This window comes from Hydrogenophaga atypica (assembly GCF_042665215.1).
Lineage (GTDB): Bacteria > Pseudomonadota > Gammaproteobacteria > Burkholderiales > Burkholderiaceae_C > Hydrogenophaga > Hydrogenophaga defluvii_A.
On record NZ_JBHTCA010000040.1, the window covers coordinates 1 to 21681 of the forward strand.

Sequence of the window (21681 nt, forward strand, 5' to 3'; positions counted from 1 at the left end):
AGGGGGCTGACCTCGCCTTGGGGCGGCCCGGCGGTGAGGTCGCCACGACGGCCACCGAACCCGCGTACCGCATCAACGGCGTCCTCAGCGACGCCGCTGCGTTTTACCGCGTCGCCTGCGATCCGGCTCGCAGCGTGGCGGTGGAGGCCTGCGCCGGCGCAGGCAAGACCTGGATGCTGGTGTCGCGCATCCTGCGCGCCTTGCTCGCGGGCTGCGAGCCGCAAGACATCCTGGCCATCACCTTCACCAAAAAAGCCGCAGGCGAAATGCGGCAGCGCCTCCTGGCGTGGCTGCGCGAATTTGCCGACTGCGCGGATGACGAACTGGCGCAGCAACTGCTGTGGCGCGGGCTCACGCCCGAGCAGGCCGCCGCCAGCGTGCCAGCGCTGCGCGCCTTGCAACAACGCCTGCAACAGGGCGGCCGCCCGGTGCAGGTGCGAACCTTCCACAGCTGGTTCGCCTCGTTGCTGCGGGCCGCACCGCTGGGGGTGTTGGCCGAACTGCAACTGCCGGCCCAGTACGAACTGCTGGAAGACGACAGCCAGGCCGTGCGCCTGGTGTGGCCACGCTTTTTTGCCACCGTGGCCGGCGACGAAGCCTTGTCCCAGGCCTTCCACGAGGCCGTGGCCACCCACGGCCGCAGCCAGACGCTCAAGGCCTTGACCACCGCCTTGAACAAGCGGGTGGAGTTCGCGCTGGCCGATGCCCTGGGGCGGGTGGATGCCTCGGTGTCTCCTTTTGGCGAACGTTTCCCTGAATTCGCTGTTCACGCCGACCCTGCGCACGCCTTGTTGGGCGATGCGGCGCACTCACGCTGGCACGCGTGGTCCACGGCGCTGGGGGCTGAGAAGAACAAGACGCCGCAGAAGGCCGCCCAGGCGGTGGTCGATGCCTTTTTGCTGCCGGACGACGAGGCCCACGCGCGCCAACGCCTGGCCCTGTTGCGCAAGGCCTTTTTTGTGGCCACCGACGACCGGCTCAACAGCAACCTGCTCAAGTTCGATGCCGCCCAGGCGGCCGGGGACGAACTCGCCCGCCTGCTGGCCGCCAGCCGCCAGCACGAGGGCTGGTTACACCAACGGCGCATGGCCCTGCTGTCGCGTGCGCTGCTGCAAAGCTACGCCGCGCTCAAGCGTGAGCGGGGCTGGGTGGACATGAACAACATCGAACAGGCAGCCCTGCGCCTGCTGGCCGACCCCAGCCTGGCCCCTTGGATGCAGCAGCGGCTGGACGCCCGGGTGCGCCACCTGTTGATCGACGAGTTCCAGGACACCAACCCGCTGCAATGGCAGGCCTTGTACGCGTGGTTGTCATCCTATGCCGGGGCCGGCTCGGGCGATGCGCCCAGCGTGTTCCTGGTGGGCGATCCCAAACAGTCCATCTACCGCTTCCGGCGTGCCGAGCCCCAGGTGTTCCGCGCGGCCCAGCGTTTTGTGGTCGAGGCCCTGGGCGGTGCCTTGCTCAGCTGCGACCACACCCGGCGTTGTGCGCCCGCTGTGGTGGGTGCGCTCAACACTGTGATGGGTGCCGCCGAAGCAGCGGGCGAGTACAGCGGCTTCCGTGCCCACAGCACCGACAGCAGCGCGCAGGGCCAGGTGCTGGGCCTGCCGGCGGTGCCCCGGCCCGAGCGCGGCAGCGACGGCGTGGATGCCAACGCCTGGCGTGACAGTCTGGCCACGCCCAAACGCAGCGCCGAAGACAGCCTGAGCGCCCACGAGGCCCGGCAAGCGGCCGACTGGATTGCCCACACGCTGGCCACCGAGCCGCTGGACCCCAGCGAGATCATGGTGATGGCGCGCAAGCGCGAGCGCCTGGGCTGGCTGCACGAAGCCTTGCGCGAGCGCGGCATTCCCAGCGAGGAGCCCGAAAAGCGCGACCTCAGCGAAGTCCCAGCGGTGCAAGACGTGGTGGCCCTGTTGGACGTGCTGGTGTCGCCCACACAAGACCTGGCCCTGGCACGCGCGCTCAAGTCACCGTTGTTTGGCTGGGGCGACAACGACCTCGTGCAACTGGCTCAGCGCGTGCGCGGCAGCGGTGGCCGCCCGCACGGTTCTTGGTGGCAGGCCCTGTGCGACGCGGCGCCTGCCGGCCTGCCCGAGCCCATGCGTCTGGCCGCCGAACGCCTGCCGCGCTGGCGCGACTGGCTCTGGCAACTGCCACCCCACGACGCCCTGGCCGCCATCTACCGCGACGGCGATGTGCTGGCCACGTTCGCTCGCCAGACACCCGCCGCTTTGCGCCCAACGCTGCTGGCCCAGTTGCAAGCCTTGCTCACGCAGGCGCTGGCGGTGGATGGTGGGCGGTGCCTCACCCCTTATCGGTTGGTGCGTGCCCTCAAGGCCCAGGGCCTCAAAGCGCCGGTGCTCAAACACGCGGGCGCCGTGCGCTTGCTCACCGTGCACGGCGCCAAGGGGCTGGAGGCCCACACCGTGCTGCTGCTCGACACCGACGCCCGGCCGCCCAAAGGCGAGGCCATGGGCGTGCTGGTGGACTGGCCGGGCGAAGACAGCGCGCCCCGCCGCCTGGTGTTCCTCGTCAGCGAAAAACGGCCGCCGCCCTGTGCGGCCGATCTGCTGGCCAGCGAACAGACCGCGCGCGCATTGGAGGAACTCAACGCGCTGTACGTGGCCTGCACACGCGCTGAAACGCGCCTGGTGGTGTCAGCCACCGCACCACACGGCGACAGCGGCAACAGTTGGTTCAAGCGTCTCTTGCCGGTGTGCGAGCCGGCCGCAGTGTCAGCCGCTACCCCGCAGGCAGAAACGCACGCGGGCACAGACACCTTCACACTGCCCGAACTGCCGCCCCACCATTGGACGCCGCCGCCCGCCGAGCCGCTGGACGACAACCCGGTGAGCGCTCGCCTGGGGCAGGCCATGCACCGCCTGTTGCAGTGGCGTCCCACGCCCGCCCAGGGTTTTGACTGGACCGAGGCCCACGTGGCATCGGTCGCGCGCGAGTTCGATCTGGACCTGGCCCAGGCCCGGCAGGCACTGGAGCAAGCGCGTGCCGTGGTGGCCGGCGAGGGCGCCTGGGCCTGGGACGCCCAGCACCTGGACTGGTGGGACAACGAGGTGGAGTTGCTGGACGCCCAAGGCCAGGTCATGCGCCTGGACCGTCTGGTGCGCGAGCGCGCCAGCGGCCACTGGTGGGTACTGGACCACAAGTCCGCCGCGCACCCCGAGCGGCAGGCCGCGTTGCGCGAACAGCTGGCCCGTTATGCTCAGGCGGTCGCACTGGCCCAGCCTGGTGCCCACGTGCGCACCGCTTTCCTCACCGCCGACGGGCGTTGTATCGAGGTGGCCGTGCCCTCAAATGAATCCCTGAACCCGTATTCCCCCGCATGAATGAAGAAGTGAACAGCCTGCCCGTTGTGGTGGTGGGCGGTGGCCCGGCCGGGCTGATGGCGGCCGAGGTCTTGAGCGCCGCCGGTGTGGCGGTGCACCTGTTCGACGCCAAACCCACCGTGGGCCGCAAGTTTTTGCTGGCCGGCATCGGTGGCCTCAACCTCACCCATGCCGAAGATTTGCCCGCTTTTGTGGGGCGTTATGGCGAGCGCGCACCCGAATGCGGGCGATGGTTGGCGGCCTTTGGCCCGCAGGCCATCCGCGATTGGGCGCAAAGCCTGGGCATAGACACTTTTGTGGGCAGCTCGCAGCGCGTGTTTCCTACCGACATGAAGGCTGCGCCGCTGTTGCGCGCCTGGCTGCACCGCCTGCGCCACCCCGCCAGCGGCGTGCCGGTGCGGTTGTTCATGCGCCACCATTGGGACGGGCAGCTGCAACCGGTCAACAACGGCGCCTGGGACCTCTGTTTTCAAAGTCCTGGGGGCGAAGTGACCGTGCGCGCACGTGCGGTGCTGCTCGCCGTGGGTGGCGGCAGTTGGGCCAAGCTGGGTTCAGACGGCCGCTGGGCCGAGCCACTGCGGGCTCAAGGTGTGGACGTGGCCCCGCTGCGGCCCGCCAATTGCGGTTTCGACGCCGCCGTCCGCGGGCGCGCTGGTTGGAGTGCCCATTTGAGCGAGCGGTTTGCCGGCCAGCCCTTGAAATCGGTGGGTTTGTTGGTGGACGACGGGGCAGGGCGGCACTTCAGCCGCAAGGGCGAGTTCGTGTTGACCGCCACCGGCATCGAAGGCAGCCTGGTCTACGCGGCTTCTGCTTTGATTCGCGACACCATCGCGCGCGATGGCCACGCCACCGTGTTTCTCAACCTGCGCCCCGATTTGGATGCTGAGCGGGTGCGCCGCGAAGTGGCCCACCCGCGCGGCTCACGCTCGCTGTCCAGCCACCTCAAAAGCCGCCTCAACCTGAGCGCTGTGCACACGGCGTTGTTGCACGAAGTGCTGTCGGCCGACGAACTGCACGACAACCAAAAGCTCGCGGCGGCCATCCAGCACCTGCCCATCACCCTGGTGGCCACGCGGCCCATCGACGAGGCCATCAGCACGGCCGGTGGCGTGCGGCTGGAGGCGCTGGACGAGGGTTTGATGCTCAGCACCCATCCGGGCGTGTGCTGTGCCGGTGAAATGCTGGATTGGGAAGCGCCCACGGGAGGCTACCTGCTGAGCGCCTGCCTGGCCAGTGGCCGGGTGGCGGGCGAGGCCTTGCTGCGGTGGTGCAAAAAATCGCGCGATGAAGATGCGCGTTGAATGAATAAGGTGACGAGCCTTGACCCCGGCACTGACTCCACAGTTAGGGCTGCTTGGTTCCCCACCTGACCCGGTTGGCCGCTTTGCCATGCGGGAAGGCCCGTCACCGCGTATTGTAGGCGACGCCGGGCCCCGTTTTGCCCAACGCGCCACCATAGAATCGACGCCCTATGTCCTACATCGTCCTGGCCCGCAAGTACCGCCCCAAGAATTTCGCCGAAATGGTGGGGCAGGGCCACGTGGTGCAGGCTTTGGGCAATGCGCTCACCACACAGCGGCTGCACCACGCCTACCTGTTCACCGGTACACGCGGTGTGGGCAAGACCACGGTCTCGCGCATCCTGGCCAAGTCGCTCAACTGCGTTGGGCCTGACGGCAACGGCGGCATCACCGCCACGCCCTGTGGGGTGTGCCAGGCCTGCACCGACATCGACAGCGGCCGCTTTGTGGACTACACCGAGCTGGACGCGGCATCAAACCGGGGTGTGGACGAGGTGCAGGCCCTGCTGGAGCAGGCCGTTTACAAGCCGGTGCAAGGGCGCTTCAAGGTCTTCATGATCGACGAGGTGCACATGCTCACCAACACCGCCTTCAACGCGATGTTGAAGACGTTGGAAGAGCCGCCCGAGTACCTCAAGTTCGTGCTGGCCACGACCGACCCACAAAAGGTGCCGGTGACCGTGCTCAGCCGATGCCTGCAGTTCAACCTGCGGCCCATGGCGCCCGAGACCGTGCTGGAGCACCTGACGCAGGTGCTGGCACAGGAAAACGTGGCCGCCGAACCCCAGGCCCTGCGTTTGCTGGCGCGCGCCGCGCGTGGCTCCATGCGCGACGCGCTGTCGCTGACCGACCAGGCCATTGCCTTTGGCGGCGGCCAGTTGCAGGAGGCCACCGTGCGCCAGATGCTGGGTGCGGTGGACCGCAGCCACGTGTTCGCCCTCATCGATGCGCTGGCCCACAGCGATGGCGCTCAGGTGGTGCAAACCGTGGACACCTTGCGCTTCAACGGGTTCAGCGCCGCGTCCACGTTGGAGGAAATGACGGGTGTGCTGCAGCGCATGGCGGTGGCGCAGAACGTGCCCGCGCTCGCCGCAGCCGACAGCACCGACCCGGAGGCGCAGGAGGTGGCCCGCCTGGCCCAAATCCTGCCGGCCGACGAGACCCAGTTGCTCTACAGCCTGTGCCTGCACGGGCGCGGCGAACTGGGCCTGGCGCCCGACGAGTACGCTGCCCTGACCATGGTGTTGTTGCGCCTGCTGGCCTTCAAGCCGGGGCGGGTCGCGCCAGCGCAGCCGGTGGGCGACGCGGTGGAAAAAAAAAGCCTGAAACCGGCGCCTGAACCCGCGCGTTCAGCCCCGCCACAACCCGCACCGGTGGCGGCAATGGCATCTCGAGCAGCCGAGCCTTCTGCCCCAACGCCCGCACCCGAGCCAGCCCGTCCGCCCGAACCCATGCTGGCACCGGTGGCCGGCGAGCCGCAGCCATCGCCGGAGTTGCCAGTGGTGTCAGCGCTGCCAGCGGTCGTCAACGCGCCCGCAGCGGCACTCCCGGCCGTGGTGAGCGCAGAGGAAGCCGACTTCTGGTTTGACACCGTCATGGACCTGGTGCGGCGTGAGCTGGTGGCGGCACTGGTGCGCGAGCTGGCTTTGCAGTCGCAGTTGCTCGCGCGCGAGGGCAACACCTGGCGCCTGGTGGTGGACCGCGATACCCTCAACCAGCCGGGCACCCGTGACCGCCTGCAAACCGCGCTGGCGGCCGCGGGCCATGCCGTCACGCTGGTGGTGAACACCGGGCCGGTGGCCGATTCGCCCGCCCGCCGCCTGGCCGCACAGGCCGCCGCTCGCCAGAACGAAGCCGAAGCTGCCATGGCGGGCGACCCATTCGTGTTGCAGCTCATGCGCGAATTTGGCGGCAAAATCGTGCCCGGCAGCGTGCGCCCCCTCTGATGCTTTGATCTGGCGCACGCCAGACACCTTTTTCGGTCTTTTTCGTATCAACCAAGGAATTTCATGTTCAACAAAGGACAACTCGCCGGCCTCATGAAGCAGGCCCAGGCCATGCAGGACAACCTCAAGAAGGCGCAGGAGGAACTGGCCCTGATCGAAGTGACCGGCGAGTCTGGCGCTGGTCTGGTCAAGGTGCTGATGACCTGCAAACACGACGTCAAGCGCGTCACCATCGACCCCAGCCTGCTGGCCGATGACAAGGACATGCTGGAAGACCTGGTGGCCGCCGCCTTCAACGCCGCTGTGCGCAAGGCCGAGGAAACTTCGGCTGAAAAAATGGGCAAGCTGACGGCGGGCCTTCCCCCGGGCATGAAGCTGCCGTTCTGATGCGCGCACGTTTGCCGCTGTGAGCGCGCTCGACGCCCTGACCAGCGCCTTGCGTTGCCTGCCTGGCGTGGGTGTCAAGTCGGCACAGCGCATGGCCTACCACCTCATGCAGCACGACCGCAATGGCGCGCTGCAACTGGCCCAGGCCTTGCAAGTGGCCACACAGCAGGTGCGGCACTGCACGTTGTGCCACACCTTCACCGAAGACGAGGTGTGTGCCACCTGCGCCGACCCCCAGCGCAACCGCAGCCAGCTCTGCGTGGTGGAAACGCCGGCCGACCAAGCCGCGCTGGAGCGCACCGGCGCCTACAAGGGGCGCTATTTTGTGCTGATGGGCAAGCTCAGCCCTTTGGACGGCATCGGTCCCAAAGACATCGGGTTACAAAAGCTGTTCGACCGCATCGCCGTGGACGGCGAGGACGCGGTGAGCGAGCTGATTCTGGCCACCAACTTCACCGCAGAAGGTGAGGCCACGGCCCATGTGATTGCCCAGGCGCTCAAGGGGCGCGGGGTGCACGTCACGCGGCTGGCGCGGGGTGTGCCGGTGGGCAGCGAACTCGAATACGTTGATCTGGGCACCATCGCCCACGCGCTGGTCGACAGGCGCTGAAACAGCCGTTCTGGCGCTCGGTGTAAACCCGCTTGGGACAGAACCCGATGCCCAAGGCATCGGTCGTTCATTAGCATTTGGGTCAGTTTGACAATTTGCCACCACCCGGGTGTTCATGACCGAGCTAAACCGCCGACAACTGCTGCAGTTGGCTTGCCTGAGTGCCTTGGGTGGTCACCTGTTGCCTGCGACGGCGCAAGACAAGCCAGAGCGCGCCAGGTTGACTTTGGCGGTGGGCGGCAAGGCGGGTTTTTATTACCTGCCCTTGACCATCGCGGAGCAGCTGGGTTTTTTTAAAGCCGAAGGTTTGTCGCTGGAGATCCGCGATTTTGACGGCGGGTCACAGGCCCTCAAGGCGGCCTTGGCGGGCGCAGCCGATGTGGTGTCAGGCGCCTATGAGCACACCATTGGTCTGCAGGCGCGGGGTTTGTCCTACCAGGCGTTTGTGTTGCAGGGGCGGGCGCCACAGATCGCCATGGGCGTGTCGCTCAAGACCCTGCCGCACTACCGCCACCTGACGGACCTTCGAGGGCGGCGCATTGGTGTGTCCGCGCCCGGCTCGTCCACCAATCTGGTGGCCAACCTGGTGTTGGCACGTGCTGGCATCCGCCCGCACGAGGTGCAGTTTGTGGGCGTGGGCACCTCGGCAGGCGCTTTGCGCGCCTTTCGCACCGGCGAGATCGATGCGTTGAGCAACATCGACCCGGTCTTGACCGTGCTGGAAAAAGCCGGCGAGATCCGCATCGTCTCCGACACCCGCACGCTCAAGGGCACCAAAGACGTGTTTGGTGGCCCCATGCCGGCAGCCTGCCTCTACGCGCCGCAGGCCTTCATTGAACGCCATCCCGCCACCTGCCAGGCACTGGCCAATGGGGTGGTGCACGCCCTCAAGTGGTTACAAACGGCCGGGCCTTCCGACATCATCAAGGCCGTGCCCGAGGCCTACATGATGGGTGACCGAGGCCTGTACCTGGCGGCGTTCAACAAGGTGCGTGATGCCCTGGCCATCGATGGTTTGATGCCAGAGGCCGGCCCCGCCACGGCCCTGCGCTCGATGGCGCTGGTGGACGAGTTGGTGCGTGCCGACCGCATTGACCTGGCGCGCACCTACACCAACACGTTTGCCCAGCGCGCCAAGCTGAAGTTCCGCGCCTGAATCCGGCGCTCAGCGCGCGGCCACCTTGTTGCGTGGAGCGGTGGGTTTGGCCTTCGGTTTGGCTGTGGTGCGCTTGGCCACGTTGGTGCCGGCCTTGCCCGCGGGTTTGGTGGTGGCGCGGGCCATGTGTTTGGCCTTGCGCGGGGGCAACATCAGGGCCAATGACTGGCCTGCCTTGAGTGGCGAATTGATGCTGATGTTGTTCCACTCGGCCACGCTGCTGGCACTCACACCGTAACGGCGGGCCAGGGTCATCACGTTTTCACCCTTGCGCGCCCGCACTGTGGTGCGTTTGAGGATGACTTCGGGCTGCAACAGCAGCTGGGCGTTGTCGGCCACGTGTTCGGGCACATCGGCGTTGTTGCGGCCGTTGCGGTGCACCAGCAGGGTGGCGCCCTTGCGCACCAGCATGCGGGGCGGGATGTTGTTCACACGGCGCAACTCTGCCTCACTCATGCCCAGGCGGTCGGCCGCTGCGGCCGGGCTCATGGTCGATGGTGCGGTCCAGGCGGTCCAGCTCGCCAGCGGTCCGGTGTGGGCCGCGAGCCGTTGTTGGAACACCGCCGCGTTGTCCCAGGGCAGCAGAATGTGGGGGGTGCCAGCCGACATGATGACCGGCTTGTTGAGCGAGGGGTTGAGGGCGCGGAAGTCCCGTTCGTCCACGTCGGACAAGCGGGCCACCACCGCCACGTCGATGTCGCGCTCGATGGGCACCGAATCGAAGAAGGGGTGGTTGCCGATCAGGGGCAACGCGGTGTTGAAGCGCTGGGGCGTGGCCACGATGTTTTTCACCGCCTGCAACTTGGGCACGTAGTAACGCGTCTCGGTCGGCATGTTGAGGTCGAGGTAGGTGGTGGCCTTGCCTTCGCGCTGGTTGCGGGTGATGGCCCGGTTCACGTTGCCCTGCCCCCAGTTGTAGGCGGCCAGTGCCAGGTGCCAGTCGCCAAAACGTTTGTGCAACTGCTGCAGGTAGTCCAGCGCGGCGCGGGTGGACGCCAGCACATCACGGCGGTCGTCGCGGAACATGTTCTGCTTGAGGTCGAACGATTCACCCGTGGCAGGCATGAACTGCCACATGCCGGCCGCGCGCGCGCTGGACACCGCGTTGGGGTTGAAGGCGCTCTCGATGTAGGGCAGCAGGGCCAGCTCGGAGGGCATGTTGCGCCGCTCCAGTTCCTCAACGATGTGGAACAGGTATTTGCTGGAGCGCTCGGTCATGCGCTGGATGTAATCGGGCCGGCTGGCGTACCACTGTTCGCGGTCACGCACCAGGTCGGTGTCGAGGTCGGGCATGGCGAAGCCGCGCCGAATGCGCTCCCACAGGTCGGTCGGAGCGGCCAGGGTGGCCACGTCCGGGCCGCCCGAGGGTGTTGCGACAGCCAGTTCGGTCAAGGGGCCAGAGGGCATCACCGCAGCGCGAGGGCCGGTTGGCTTGTGCCCGCTGGACGTGATGGGCGCCGTGGCGCTGCCGGTCTGCGGCACGGCCGTGGGGGTGCCGGCACAGCCGGCGAGGGCGGCGCTCAGGATGAGGGCCAGCCAGGGTAGGGTTCGGGACATCAGAATACGTTTTTCCATTCACGCAGGGCGGCGAAGACGGCAATGTCGTCCGGCGCGGTGTGGCCGGTGTGCTGTTGCACCGCCTGGGCCACCGTTGGCAGCCGGCTGCGCAAGAAGGGGTTGATGGTCAATTCCAGCGCGATGGAGCTGGGCAGGGTGGGAAGGTTCCGCGATCGCAGGCCTTCACATTGCGACGCGTAGGTGGCGAGCGCCTGGTTCTCGGGCTCAACCGCGCGTGCAAAGCGCAGGTTGCTCAGCGTGTATTCGTGGGTACAGCACACACGGGTGTGGGGGGGCAGCGCGGCCAGGCGGTCCAGCGAATCCAGCATCTGGGCCGGTGTGCCTTCAAACAGCCGGCCACAACCGCCCGAGAACAAGGTGTCGCCACAGAACAGCAGGGGCGCACCGTCCACGTCGTCGCAGTGGTAGGCAATGTGACCGGCGGTGTGGCCGGGCACGTGCATCACCTGGAAACGCAGGCCCAGCACATCGATGTGCTCGCCTTCGTCCAGGCGGGTCAGTGGCTCGGGCATGGGTTCTGCGACGGGCCCATACACCTGGGCCCCGGTGGCTGCACGCAGTTCGGCCACACCGCCGGTGTGGTCGGCGTGGTGGTGGGTGACGAGGATGGCGCTCAGCGTCAAGGCCTTTTCACTCAGGTAGCGCAACACGCCCGACGCTTCGCCGGGATCCACCACCAACGCCTGATCGCCTTGGTGCAGCGCCCAGATGTAGTTGTCGGAAAAGGCCGGGATCGGGAACAGGGAATGGCTCATGCGTGAAAAATTCAGGGCCACGGAAAGGCGGCGCAAGTCGAACTGTACCCCGGGCAGCGTGCGGCGCTGGCAACGTTTACCATCGGTCACCCTATTTTTGGCCGCCCGTGCACCGCAGGCCTGACCCTTGAACACCACCGATTTTCCTTCCGCCAGCGCTGCTGGCATTGCCGACTGGTTGCAGACGCCACCCGGTCGCTACCTGCTGGCGTGGGAGCAGGCACAGTTTGCGTCGGCGGTGGCCGACGTGTTTGGCTTTCACGCGGTGCAACTGGGCCTGCCCGAGCTGGACGCCCTGGCCGCCAACCGCATGCCACACCGCTGGCTGGGCCTGCCCGAAACCGAATTGCCTCTGGTGCAAAACTCAGCGCCCGATCAGGCCGAGCCCTGGCCGGGGTTGCAGCGCTGGGCGTTTGTGGCCCACGCAGCGGCCCTGCCATTTCCGGCGGCCAGCCTCGATCTGGTGGTGTTGCCCCACACCCTGGAACTCAGCGCCGACCCCCATGCCGTTTTGCGAGAGGTCGAACGGGTGCTGGTGCCAGAGGGGCGGGTGGTCATCTCAGGCCTCAACCCGGCCAGCCTGTGGGGGCTGCGCCAGGCGCGGGCCCATTTGTGCGCGCGCCTGGGCCTGTCGGCTTTTGGGGCCTCACACCTGTACCTGCCCGAAGCTGGCGAGTTCATTGGCCATTGGCGCCTGCGTGACTGGCTGCGGCTGCTCAGTTTTGAGGTGGACAGCTGCCGGTTTGGCGCCTACCGCCCGGCGGTGCGCACCGACAAATGGCTTCAGCGCTGGTCGTGGGTCGAACCGGTGGGCGCACGTTGGTGGCCCATTCTTGGCGCGGTGTACTTCATCACCGCCGTCAAGCGCGTGCGCGGCATGCACCTGCTGGGCCCCGCCTGGAAGCCACGCCGCGCGGCCGCTGCAGCGCCTGTGACAGCAGCGCGGAACACCCACCACACCACTCACTTCACACACAGGAATACCGATTGAGCACGCCGACAAACATGAACACCGTGACGATTTACACCGATGGTGCCTGCAAAGGCAACCCTGGTCCGGGTGGCTGGGGCGTGTTGCTGAGTGCCGGTGCCACCGAGAAAGAGCTGTTTGGCGGCGAACGCGAAACCACCAACAACCGCATGGAGCTGACCGCCGTGATCGAGGGGCTGGCCGCCCTCAAGCGCCCGTGTGTGGTGCATCTCTATCTGGACAGCGAGTACGTGCGCAAGGGCATCACCGAGTGGATTCATGGCTGGAAAGCCAAGGGCTGGAAGACCGCCGCCAAACAACCGGTGAAAAACGCCGACCTCTGGCAAAAGCTCGATGCCCTGGTGCACCAGGGCATGCACCAGATCCATTGGCATTGGGTCAAAGGGCACGCCGGCGACCCCGGCAACGAGCGCGCCGACGCCTTGGCCAACCGGGGTGTGCCTGGGCGCTGAACAGGCCCCAACCGGCGTAAACATCGTGTAAAGCCGGGGGGCATTGGCCGCCTTGCTGCACTGCGAAATGCGCCGCTGCTACATTGACAGTTGGTAACAGACTGGGTGAAAAACGCATGGCGAACAAAGTGATGGTGTGGGTGCTGGCCGGCGCGGGTCTGGCGTTGGCCTCAGGTGGCGCCTGGTGGCTGCAGCAACCGAGCAAAGGCACAACCACAGAGAAGCCCGCCGGGCAGGGGGCTGGCATGGGTGCGGGTGCCGGTGCGGCGCGCCCGGCTGGCCCAGGTGGCCCGGGGGGCGGTGGCGCGCCCGGTGTCGAGGTGGCCAAGGTCAAAACCATGCCATTGCAGGACGACGCCCAGGCCGTGGGCAGCCTCAAGTCACGTCAGAGTGTCATTCTGCGGCCCGAGGTGGCAGGCCGTGTGGCCGAGCTGGCATTTGCCGACGGTGTCCGCGTGCGCAAGGGCCAGCTGCTGCTGCGGCTGGACGACACCTTGCAGAAAGCCGAACTGAGCCAGGCCGAAGCCCAGCTGTCGATTGCCCGCGCCAACCTCAAACGCAACCAGGAGCTGGTGGCCGAGAACTTTGTGGCCCAGCGGGTGCTGGACGAAAGCCGTGCCAGCCTGCAGGTGGCCGAGGCGCAGGTGGCGCTGGCCCAGGCGCGCCTGGGCCGCATGCGCATCGTGGCGCCGTTTGACGGCACCGTGGGCATCCGCACCGTGAACCTGGGCGACTACGTCAAGGACGGTGCCGACCTCGTCAACCTCGAAGACACCTCCACGCTGTACGTGGATTTCCGCATGCCTGAACGCTACCAGGGCCAACTGGCCGTGGGTCAGTCGGTGAAGGTGCAGATCGACGCTTTGCCTGGGCGCGATTTCACGGCCAAAGTGCAGGCCCTTGACCCGCTGGTGGATGCCAACGGCCGCTCGGTGTTGGTGCGCGCTGCGGTGGTGCCTGCGGCCGACGCGACCTTGCGCCCTGGCATGTTTGCGCGTGTGACCACGGTGTTCTCCGTCAACGAAGCCGCCCTGGTGGTGCCCGAAGAGGCCTTGGTGCCACAAGGCAACCGGCAACTGGTTTTCAAGCTGGCCTCCGAAGGCGAAGGCGAGGCTGCCAAAACCGTGGTCCGGCGCACCGAAGTGCAACTGGGCGTGCGGCGTGGCTCGCAGGTGCAAATCCTCAGCGGTCTGAGCGAGGGCGACAACGTGGTCGTGGCCGGCCAGCAGCGGCTGCAGCGCGATGGCATGGCGGTCCGCGTGGTGGACATGGGCAAGCCCGGCGGCGCCGCACCCAAGACCGAAGCGGCCCCCGCGCGCTGACACCGACCACAGAGGCCAGCCATGCAACTGCCAGAAATCTCCATCCGCCGCCCGGTGTTCGCGTCGGTGTTGTCCCTGCTGATCCTGCTGGTGGGCTGGGTGTCGTTCAGCAACCTCACGGTGCGCGAGTACCCCAAAATCGACGAACCCACCGTCACGGTCAGCACCCGCTTTGGCGGTGCGTCCAGCGAAGTCATCGAGTCGCAGGTCACCAAGGTGCTGGAGGATTCGTTGGCCGGCATCGAAGGTGTGGACATCATCACCTCCATTAGCCGTCAGGAGCAGAGCCAGATCACGGTGCGCTTCAAGCTGGAGCGTGACCCCGACTCTGCCGCCGCCGACGTGCGCGACAAGGTCAGCCGCGTGCGCCAACGCCTGCCGCAGGGCATCGACGAGCCGGTGATCGCCAAGGTGGAGGCCGATGCGTTTCCGGTGGTGTGGCTGGCCTTGAGCTCGGACACCTTCAGCCCGCTGCAGCTCAGCGAGATGGCCAACCGCATCGTCAAACCGGTGCTGCAGACGGCGCCTGGTGCTGCCGATGTGCGCGTGTACGGCGAGCGCAAGTACTCCATGCGCGTGTGGCTGGACCCGGACCGCCTGGCCGCGTACCGACTGACCGTGCAGGATGTGGAAGACGCCATCCGCCGCGCCAACCTGGAGGTGCCCGCCGGCCGCATCGAAAGCTCGCAGCGCGAGTTCAACGTCACCGCCGCCACCGATTTGCAGCGGCCCGAGGAATTTGCGTCCGTCACCATACGCAACGTCAATGGCCTGCCGATTCGCATTGGCGACGTGGCGCGTGTGGTCCAAGGCCCGCAGGACGAGCGCACCTCGGTGCGCCTGAACGGGCGCGATTCGATCTCGGTGGGCGTGATCCGCCAGGCCACGGCCAACCCACTGGAGCTGTCGGCCGGGGTGCGCGCCTTGCTGGAGAAGGTCAAGACCGATTTGCCCCCGGGCATCAACGTGGACATCGCCAACGACAACTCGGTCTTCATCGACCGTTCCATCAAGGCGGTTTACACCACCATCGCCGAGGCGGTGGTGCTGGTGGCGCTGGTGATCTTCGTTTTCCTGCGCACCTTGCGGGCGTCCATCATCCCCTTGGTCACCATACCGGTCAGTCTGATCGGCACGTTTGCCCTGCTGTCGCTGTTCGGGTTCTCCATCAACACGCTCACCTTGTTGGCACTGGTACTGGCCATCGGGCTGGTGGTGGACGATGCCATCGTGGTGTTGGAGAACATCTTCCGCCACATCGAAGAGGGCATGAAACCGTTCGACGCCGCCATCAAGGGCGCGCGCGAGATTGGTTTTGCGGTGGTGGCCATGACACTCACGCTGGTGGCCGTGTACGCGCCGCTGGCCTTCACCCCAGGCCGCACCGGCCGGCTGTTTGCCGAGTTCGCGCTGGCCCTGGCCGGCGCGGTGCTGGTGTCGGGTTTTGTGGCGCTGACGCTGTCGCCGATGTTGTGTTCCAAGCTGCTCAAACACAACCCCCAACCCAACCGCTTCGACCGTGGCATGGAGCGCGCGCTGGTGGCGCTGACCAACGGCTACAGCCGGGTTTTGGCCGCATCCCTGAAGGTGCGCTGGCTGGTGGTGGCGGTGATGGTGGGCAGTGCGGTGGGCAGCTGGGCGCTGCTCAAGACCACCAAACAGGAGCTGGCGCCCATCGAAGACAGGGGCGTGATCCTGACCGTGATCAACGGCCCGGACGGCGCCACGCTGGACTACACCCGCCGCTACGCCGAGGCCATCGAGCGCATCGGCCAGAACTACCCCGAGTTCGACCGCATCTTTGCCAACATCGGCAATCCCACTGTGGCGCAAGGCAACGTTTTCCTGCGCGCCACGCCGTGGGAAGAACGCACGCGCTCGACCCAGGAAATCGCACGCGAAATTGCGCCCAAGCTGGCCGGTCTGCCCGGGGTGAGCGCCTTTGCCATCACGCCGCCATCACTGGGACAGGGTTTCCGCGAACGCCCCATCAACTACGTGATCGTCACCTCCGACAGCTACGAAAACCTGTCCAAGGTGGTGCGGCAGTTCCAGGACGCGCTGGCCAAGAACCCCGGCTTCGTGCAGGTGGACACCGACCTTCGTCTGAACAAGCCCGAGATCCGCATGGACGTGGACCGCGAACGTGCCGCCGACATGGGCGTGAGCGTGGATGCCATTGCCCGCACGGTCGAAACCATGTTGGGTGGGCGCATCGTCACCCGCTACAAACGCGGTGGTGAACAGTACGACGTGGTGGTGCAGACCGAAGGCACCCAGCGCAGCACGCCCGACGACATCGACCGGCTGTTTGTGCGTGGACGCAACGACGCCATGATCCCGTTGGCGTCGCTGGTCAAGACGCGCGAGGTGGTGGTGCCGCGTGAACTCAACCACTTCGGCCAGCGCCGCAGCGCCAGCATCACCGCCAACCTGGCACCTGAATTGGCGCTGGGCGATGCACTGAACTTCATGGACCAGACAGCGCGCGAAATCCTGCCCGCCGGCTACACCACCGACCTCAACGGCCAGAGCCGCGAATTCCGCAGCTCGTCGGGCTCGCTGGCCCTGGTGTTCGTCCTGGCCCTGGTGTTCATCTACCTGGTGCTGGCGGCGCAGTTCGAGAGTTTTGTCGATCCGCTGATCATCATGCTCAGCGTGCCGCTGTCCATGCTGGGCGCCTTGCTGGCGCTCAAGTTCACGGGTGGCACGCTCAACGTGTTCAGTCAAATCGGTTTGATCACGCTCGTGGGCCTCATCACCAAACACGGCATCCTGATCGTGGAGTTTGCCAATCAGCTGCGCGAGCAAGGCATGGCCATGCGGGATGCGGTGCAGGAATCTGCCGCGCTGCGGCTGCGGCCCATCCTCATGACCACCGGCGCCATGGTTCTGGGCGCCATTCCCCTGGCCTTGGCCAGCGGTGCCGGTGCCGAAAGCCGCCAACAAATCGGCTGGGTCATCGTGGGTGGCATGAGCCTGGGCACCTTGCTCACCATTTTTGTGGTGCCCACCATGTACACCCTGTTCGCACGCAAAAAGGTGCCCGGTGGCAACAAAGCCAATGTGAGCGAGGGTCCCTTGACCGAGGTGTCACACCACGAGGTGATTCCGGCCAAGTGACGATGGCTTGATCGGTTGGAGCAACGGCGTCAGATGACGCCGTCGAACACCATCACGTCCACCTCGTCGCCCACGGCCACGTTGCCTTGGCCGTGGTGCAGCACGATGAGGCCGTTGCCTTGCACCATGGAACTGAGCACGCCTGAGCCCTGGTTGCCGGTGGTGCATACCTGAAGCGTGCCATCAGGTGCGGTGCTGACGGTGCCGCGCTGGTACTCGGTGCGGCCGGGTTTTTTGCGCATGGGTTCCAGCGATTTCGCTTTCAGCAGCGGGGGCGTGTGGGCCGCCACGTCTGCAACGCCCATGAGCTTGAGCAGGGCGGGGCGCACAAAAGCGAGAAACGTCACCATCACGGCGACTGGGTTGCCAGGCAGTCCGAACATGACGGCACCCCCTTGCATCCGGCCTACTGCCATCGGTCGCCCGGGCCGCATGGCAATGCGCCAGAAGGCAACATCGCCCAGCTTCTTCATCATGGCCTTGGTGTGGTCGGCCTCGCCGGCGCTCACGCCGCCGCTGGTGATGATGGCGTCGGCCTGTGCGGCGGCGGCACGGAAGGCAGCCTCCAACGTGGCGGGCTCATCGCGCACCACACCCATGTCGATCACCTCGATCCCCAGGCGGGTGAGCAGGCCAAACACGGTGTAGCGGTTGCTGTCGTACACGGCGCCTTCGCGCGGTGCCTCGCCCAGGCTCAGTATTTCGTCGCCGGTGGAGAAGTAGGCCACTTTGAGGCGGCGGAACACCCTGACCGCGGGCAGTCCCAGGCTGGCGATGAGGCCCAGCGCCGCCGGGCCGAGTTTGGCGCCGGCGCGCAGAGCAGGGCGCCCAACCATCAGGTCTTCGCCCAGCAGGCGGCGGTTGTCGCCACGTTGCAGCGCGCCCGCCGGAATGGTGATGCGCCCTTCGCCCGCCTGCGTCATTTCCTGCGGTACCACGGTGTCCAGGCCGGCGGGCATGATGGCGCCGGTCATGATCTTGACGCACTCGCCCGCCGCCACGTTGCCCGACCAGGCCTTGCCGGCGAAGGCCGTGCCGTCCAGCACGCGCAGCGTGAGCGGCTGGTCTGGCCGCAATTGCGCGCCGTCCAACGCATAGCCATCCATGGCCGAGTTGTCGTGTGGCGGCACGCTGATGGGGGAGACCACGTCTTCGGCCAGCACGCGGCCCAGCGCATCGAACACACCGACGGTTTCGACGTCGGCCACCGGGCTCACCAGCTCGGCCAGAAAGGTGTTGACGGCGGCCGCACTCAGCGCCTGCGGGTCGTAGCCTTGCAGCGCCGCCGCGATCTGGTCCAGTGTCTTCATTCAGCGGTTTTCCAGGGCCTGGAGTTCGGCCAGCGTGTTGGCATTGAAAAAAGCCTTGGGGTCATCGCCCGGTTGGTTGAAGGGCACCAGAACGGTTTTGTGTTGCCCCGTCCAGGCGTCGATCTTGCGACCACCGCCTTGCACAAACACGGCCAGGCTGGCCAGCAGATCGGTGTGTATGAGGCTGAACACCGGCTGGGCACGCAGCTGGTCATCGTCTTCGGGGGCTGCGGCCATGGCAATCTCGGCACCTTCGCGCACCAGGGCGGATGCCAGGCGCTCGGCCAAATCCAACGGAAACAGGGGGCTGTCGCAAGGGGTGGTCAACAAATAGGGTGTTTCGCAACGCTCCAGCGCGGTCAGAAAACCAGCCAAAGGGCCCGGAAAATCGCCCACGGTATCGGGCCACACCGGCACCCCAAAGGCCTCGTAAGCGGCCAGGTTGCGGTTGGCGTTCAACATCACCTCGCCCACCAGGCCACCGCTTTGCATTTGCAGGCGCAGCAAGGTGTGCAGGGCCAGCGGTGTGCCGTTGAAGTTCTGCAGGCCTTTGTCCACGCCGCCCATGCGCGAACCGCGTCCGCCTGCCAGCACCACGGCCGTGATTTGTCCAGGTTCAATGGGTGTCATCGTCATCCGCCGATATAGCTCATCTCGACGCGCCGCCCACCGCTTGAGGCATCAGGCGGCAAGCTGGCGCGCAACTCCGAGTAGCGGTCGTCGCGCTGGTGCCAGATGTGGGCAACGGCCGAAGCCAGTTGTTCGTCGCTCGCCTGGCCGCGCACCAGGGTGCGCAGGTCGTGGCCTTGGCTGGCAAACAGGCACAGGTAGAGCTTGCCTTCGGTGGACAGCCTCGCCCGGTTGCAGTCGCGGCAGAAAGCCTGGGTCACGCTGCTGATGACACCGATCTCGCCGCTCCCATCGGCGTAGCCCCAGCGTTCGGCTGTTTCGCCAGGTGCGCTCGGGTCCAGCTGCACCAGCGGCAGTTCGGCGTGGATGCGCTGCACCACCTCGGCGCTGGGCAACACCTCGTCCATGCGCCAGCCGTTGGTGGCGCCCACGTCCATGTACTCGATGAAGCGCAACGTCACGCCCGTGCCCTTGAAGTGGCGCGCCATGGGCAAAATCTGGTCTTCGTTGGTGCCGCGCTTGACCACCATGTTGACCTTGATCGAGCCCAACCCCGCTTCTTGTGCGGCAGCGATGCCATCGAGTACGTCGGCCACCGGGAAGTCCACGTCGTTCATGGCACGGAACACCGCATCATCCAGGCCGTCCAGGCTCACCGTCACGCGGTTCAGGCCGGCGGCCTTGAGGGCAGCGGCCTTCTTGCGCAGCAGGCTGCCGTTGGTGGTCAGGGTGATGTCCAGCGGCTTGCCCTCGGCGGTGCGCAGGCTGGAGAGTTGCTCGATCAGGATTTCCAGGTGTTTGCGCAGCAGGGGTTCGCCGCCGGTCAACCTGATCTTCTGCACGCCATGCGCGACAAATTGGCGCGCGATACGTGTGATCTCTTCAAAGCTCAGCAACTCGCTGTGCGGCAGGTACTGGTAGTCCTTGTCGAAAATCGACTTGGGCATGCAGTAGTTGCAACGGAAGTTGCAACGGTCGGTGACGCTGATGCGCAGGTCGCGCAGCGGCCGGCCCAGGGTGTCGCCAAGCAGGCCGGTGGCGGCAATGGCCTGCTCAGGCACGCGGGCCACCAGGCCGCGCAGGCGCTGGTCAACGAGGGGAATGACGCGGTCGGACATAGCCCCCGATTGTGCCCAATATGCCCATCACCCGTGGCGTATGGCCACGGTCTTCAAGGTGGTGAAGCCCAGCAAGGCCTCAAAACCCTTCTCGCGCCCGTAGCCCGACGACTTGACGCCGCCAAAAGGCAGCTCCACGCCACCGCCCGCGCCGTAGTTGTTGACGAAAATCTGGCCGGCCTTCACACGTTTGGCCATGCGGAACTGGCGGCCGCCATCGCGTGTCCACACGCCGGCCACCAAGCCGAAGTGGGTGGCGTTGGCCATGGCCACGGCCTGGTCTTCGTCGTCAAAACACATGGCGGCCAGCACCGGGCCAAACACCTCTTCCTGCGCCAGGCGGTGGTTGACCGGCACGTCGCGCAGCAGGGTGGGGGCGGCGTAAAAGCCGCTGGCGGGTGCTTCGCTCACCACCTGACCTTGCGCCACGGTGGCGATGCCGTCGGCACGCGCCTGTTCCAGAAAGCCTCGCACGCGTTGCTGCTGCGTTGCGCGGATCAGGGGCCCCAGGTCCAGGTCCATCTTGGGCGGGCCGGCACGCAGCGCGCTGAAGGCTTTGCCAAGCTTTTCAAGCAGCGGCTCGTACAACGCGCGCTGCACCAGCAGGCGCGATCCGGCGCTGCAGGTCTGGCCACTGTTCTGCACGATGGCGCTGACTAGGAAAGGCAGGGCGGCGTCCACGTCGGCGTCGTCGAACACGATTTGCGGGCCTTTGCCGCCCAACTCCAGCGTCACGGGGCAGTGCCGTTCGGCCGCCACCTGCTGGATGATGGTGCCCACGCTGGGGCTGCCGGTGAAGCTGATGTGGTCGATGCCGGGGTGGCGCGCCAGCGCGTCGCCCACCTCGTGGCCGTAGCCGGTGACGATGTTGATGGCACCGGCCGGAAAGCCCACCTCGGCCGCCAGCTCGGCCACACGGATCAGCGACAGGCAGGCGTCTTCCGAAGGCTTGACCACACACACGTTGCCGGCTGCCAGGGCACCGCCCACACTGCGGCCAAAGATCTGCATGGGGTAGTTCCACGGGATCACGTGGCCGGTCACGCCGTGGGGCTCGCGCCAGGTCAGCACGCTGTAGCCATCCAGATAAGGGATGGTGTCGCCGTGCAGCTTGTCGCCGGCGCCGGCATAGAACTCGAAGTAGCGCACCAGGGCCAGCGCGTCGGCCTTGGCCTGTTTGGTGGGCTTGCCGCAGTCGCGTTGCTCGATGGCGGCCAGCTCGTCGGCGTGTTCGGCCACCTTGGCGCTGAGTTTCATCAGCAGGCGGCCACGTTCGGCGGCGCTCAGGCGGGCCCACGGGCCTTCGAAACACTGGCGCGCGGCTTGCACCGCCGTGTCCACATCGGCGGCGTTGCTGCGTTCGATGGTGTCGTAGGTTTGACCATCGGCGGGGTCGATCACCGGCAGCGTTTGACCGGAGGCCGAACGCACGGCGGTGTTGGCAATGAAGTTCAATGGCATGGGTGATCCTTTATTGGGGGCCAATGGCCGGCGCCGGCCCAATGGGGGCCACAACCGGTGCTTTGTTGAACACCGCATCACGCAGCGTGAGCGAGATGGCGGGGATGTAGGTGATGAGGGCCAGGCAGCCCATGATGACCAGCACAAACGGCAGCAGGTGGCCCACGATGCGGTCCAGCGAAATCTTGGCCACC

Annotated in this window: 16 protein-coding genes, 1 other RNA gene and 1 pseudogene; 10 read left to right on the top strand and 8 right to left on the bottom strand. The window is 66.5% G+C overall.

From position 1 onward, the window contains the following. Both ACFQPB_RS22570 and ACFQPB_RS22575 read left to right on the top strand, forming a co-directional pair. Positions 1-3347, top strand: a 3347-nt coding sequence (locus ACFQPB_RS22570; RefSeq protein WP_417454041.1) for a UvrD-helicase domain-containing protein, incomplete at its 5' end; no start/stop codon positions are given. Then, on the top strand, positions 3344-4648 hold the full coding sequence (locus ACFQPB_RS22575; RefSeq protein WP_382228353.1) for a TIGR03862 family flavoprotein: 1305 nt from the start codon (positions 3344-3346) through the stop codon (positions 4646-4648). The genes ACFQPB_RS22570 and ACFQPB_RS22575, both read left to right, overlap by 4 nt. Positions 4649-4656: 8 nt before the next feature. Here the strand turns inward: ACFQPB_RS22575 and ffs are convergent. After that, positions 4657-4753, bottom strand: an RNA gene (gene ffs / locus ACFQPB_RS22580) — signal recognition particle sRNA small type. 65 nt (positions 4754-4818) lie between these two features. On the opposite strand from ffs, the gene dnaX reads away from it, so the two are divergent. The 4 genes from dnaX to ACFQPB_RS22600 all read left to right on the top strand — a co-directional run bounded on the left by dnaX (position 4819) and on the right by ACFQPB_RS22600 (position 8747). Then, a complete protein-coding gene (dnaX, locus tag ACFQPB_RS22585) occupies positions 4819-6594 on the top strand; it encodes a DNA polymerase III subunit gamma/tau (RefSeq protein ID WP_382203167.1) in 1776 nt (591 codons plus the stop codon). Positions 6595-6657: 63 nt separating this feature from the next. Then, positions 6658-6981 (top strand): YbaB/EbfC family nucleoid-associated protein, encoded by a 324-nt coding sequence (locus ACFQPB_RS22590; RefSeq protein ID WP_382203166.1) that lies wholly within the window; start codon positions 6658-6660, stop codon positions 6979-6981. A gap of 19 nt (positions 6982-7000) precedes the next feature. Then, complete coding sequence (gene recR / locus ACFQPB_RS22595) at positions 7001-7591, top strand: recombination mediator RecR (protein ID WP_382203165.1); 591 nt, start codon at positions 7001-7003, stop codon at positions 7589-7591. Positions 7592-7706: 115 nt separating this feature from the next. Then, positions 7707-8747 (top strand): ABC transporter substrate-binding protein, encoded by a 1041-nt coding sequence (locus ACFQPB_RS22600; protein WP_382203164.1) that lies wholly within the window; start codon positions 7707-7709, stop codon positions 8745-8747. Between the two features lie 9 nt (positions 8748-8756). Here ACFQPB_RS22600 and ACFQPB_RS22605 read toward each other — a convergent pair whose 3' ends face one another. Further along, positions 8757-10304, bottom strand: coding sequence for a transglycosylase SLT domain-containing protein (locus ACFQPB_RS22605; RefSeq protein WP_382228356.1), 1548 nt, complete (start codon positions 10302-10304; stop codon positions 8757-8759). Beyond that, entirely contained in the window at positions 10304-11080 is a 777-nt protein-coding gene (gene gloB / locus ACFQPB_RS22610; RefSeq protein ID WP_382228359.1) for a hydroxyacylglutathione hydrolase, read from the bottom strand. The genes ACFQPB_RS22605 and gloB overlap by 1 nt, the downstream gene beginning before the upstream one ends. 166 nt (positions 11081-11246) lie before the next feature. Here gloB and ACFQPB_RS22615 point away from each other — a divergent pair, with 166 nt between their 5' ends. From ACFQPB_RS22615 to ACFQPB_RS22630, 4 genes are all read left to right on the top strand, one after another. Beyond that, positions 11247-12071, top strand: coding sequence for a class I SAM-dependent methyltransferase (locus ACFQPB_RS22615; protein WP_382228386.1), 825 nt, complete (start codon positions 11247-11249; stop codon positions 12069-12071). 14 nt (positions 12072-12085) lie between these two features. Next, positions 12086-12523, top strand: coding sequence for a ribonuclease HI (rnhA, locus tag ACFQPB_RS22620; protein ID WP_382228362.1), 438 nt, complete (start codon positions 12086-12088; stop codon positions 12521-12523). A gap of 116 nt (positions 12524-12639) precedes the next feature. After that, the gene (locus ACFQPB_RS22625) at positions 12640-13845 is read left to right on the top strand and encodes an efflux RND transporter periplasmic adaptor subunit (protein ID WP_382228365.1); all 1206 of its coding nucleotides are present in this window, start codon (positions 12640-12642) and stop codon (positions 13843-13845) included. 21 nt (positions 13846-13866) lie between these two features. Next, positions 13867-16968, top strand: a complete 3102-nt coding sequence (locus ACFQPB_RS22630) for an efflux RND transporter permease subunit (RefSeq protein ID WP_382228368.1) — start codon at positions 13867-13869, stop codon at positions 16966-16968. A gap of 29 nt (positions 16969-16997) precedes the next feature. Here the strand turns inward: ACFQPB_RS22630 and moeA are convergent, their stop codons facing one another. The 5 genes and pseudogenes from moeA to ACFQPB_RS22655 form a co-directional block, all read right to left on the bottom strand. Continuing rightward, entirely contained in the window at positions 16998-18278 is a 1281-nt protein-coding gene (moeA, locus tag ACFQPB_RS22635) for a molybdopterin molybdotransferase MoeA (protein WP_382228372.1), read from the bottom strand. Further along, entirely contained in the window at positions 18279-18914 is a 636-nt protein-coding gene (mobA, locus tag ACFQPB_RS22640) for a molybdenum cofactor guanylyltransferase MobA (protein WP_382228375.1), read from the bottom strand. It lies immediately after the preceding gene. Next, on the bottom strand, positions 18911-20026 hold the full coding sequence (gene moaA / locus ACFQPB_RS22645; protein WP_382228378.1) for a GTP 3',8-cyclase MoaA: 1116 nt from the start codon (positions 20024-20026) through the stop codon (positions 18911-18913). The genes mobA and moaA overlap by 4 nt, the downstream gene beginning before the upstream one ends. A 27-nt stretch (positions 20027-20053) precedes the next feature. Beyond that, on the bottom strand, positions 20054-21487 hold the full coding sequence (locus tag ACFQPB_RS22650) for an aldehyde dehydrogenase family protein (RefSeq protein ID WP_382228380.1): 1434 nt from the start codon (positions 21485-21487) through the stop codon (positions 20054-20056). Between the two features lie 10 nt (positions 21488-21497). Further along, positions 21498-21681: pseudogene (locus ACFQPB_RS22655) on the bottom strand (C4-dicarboxylate ABC transporter permease); the annotation flags it as partial.

Excerpts from the sequence above, each read along its gene's own strand:
- ACFQPB_RS22575 (WP_382228353.1), top strand. The coding sequence starts at position 3,344 with ATGAATGAAGAAGTGAACAGCCTGCCCGTTGTGGTGGTGGGCGGTGGC.
- dnaX (WP_382203167.1), top strand. The coding sequence starts at position 4,819 with ATGTCCTACATCGTCCTGGCCCGCAAGTACCGCCCCAAGAATTTCGCC.
- ACFQPB_RS22590 (WP_382203166.1), top strand. The coding sequence starts at position 6,658 with ATGTTCAACAAAGGACAACTCGCCGGCCTCATGAAGCAGGCCCAGGCC.
- ACFQPB_RS22600 (WP_382203164.1), top strand. The coding sequence starts at position 7,707 with ATGACCGAGCTAAACCGCCGACAACTGCTGCAGTTGGCTTGCCTGAGT.
- ACFQPB_RS22605 (WP_382228356.1), bottom strand. The coding sequence starts at position 10,304 with ATGTCCCGAACCCTACCCTGGCTGGCCCTCATCCTGAGCGCCGCCCTC.
- gloB (WP_382228359.1), bottom strand. The coding sequence starts at position 11,080 with ATGAGCCATTCCCTGTTCCCGATCCCGGCCTTTTCCGACAACTACATC.
- rnhA (WP_382228362.1), top strand. The coding sequence starts at position 12,086 with ATGAACACCGTGACGATTTACACCGATGGTGCCTGCAAAGGCAACCCT.
- ACFQPB_RS22625 (WP_382228365.1), top strand. The coding sequence starts at position 12,640 with ATGGCGAACAAAGTGATGGTGTGGGTGCTGGCCGGCGCGGGTCTGGCG.
- ACFQPB_RS22630 (WP_382228368.1), top strand. The coding sequence starts at position 13,867 with ATGCAACTGCCAGAAATCTCCATCCGCCGCCCGGTGTTCGCGTCGGTG.
- moeA (WP_382228372.1), bottom strand. The coding sequence starts at position 18,278 with ATGAAGACACTGGACCAGATCGCGGCGGCGCTGCAAGGCTACGACCCG.
- mobA (WP_382228375.1), bottom strand. The coding sequence starts at position 18,914 with ATGACGATGACACCCATTGAACCTGGACAAATCACGGCCGTGGTGCTG.
- moaA (WP_382228378.1), bottom strand. The coding sequence starts at position 20,026 with ATGTCCGACCGCGTCATTCCCCTCGTTGACCAGCGCCTGCGCGGCCTG.
- ACFQPB_RS22650 (WP_382228380.1), bottom strand. The coding sequence starts at position 21,487 with ATGCCATTGAACTTCATTGCCAACACCGCCGTGCGTTCGGCCTCCGGT.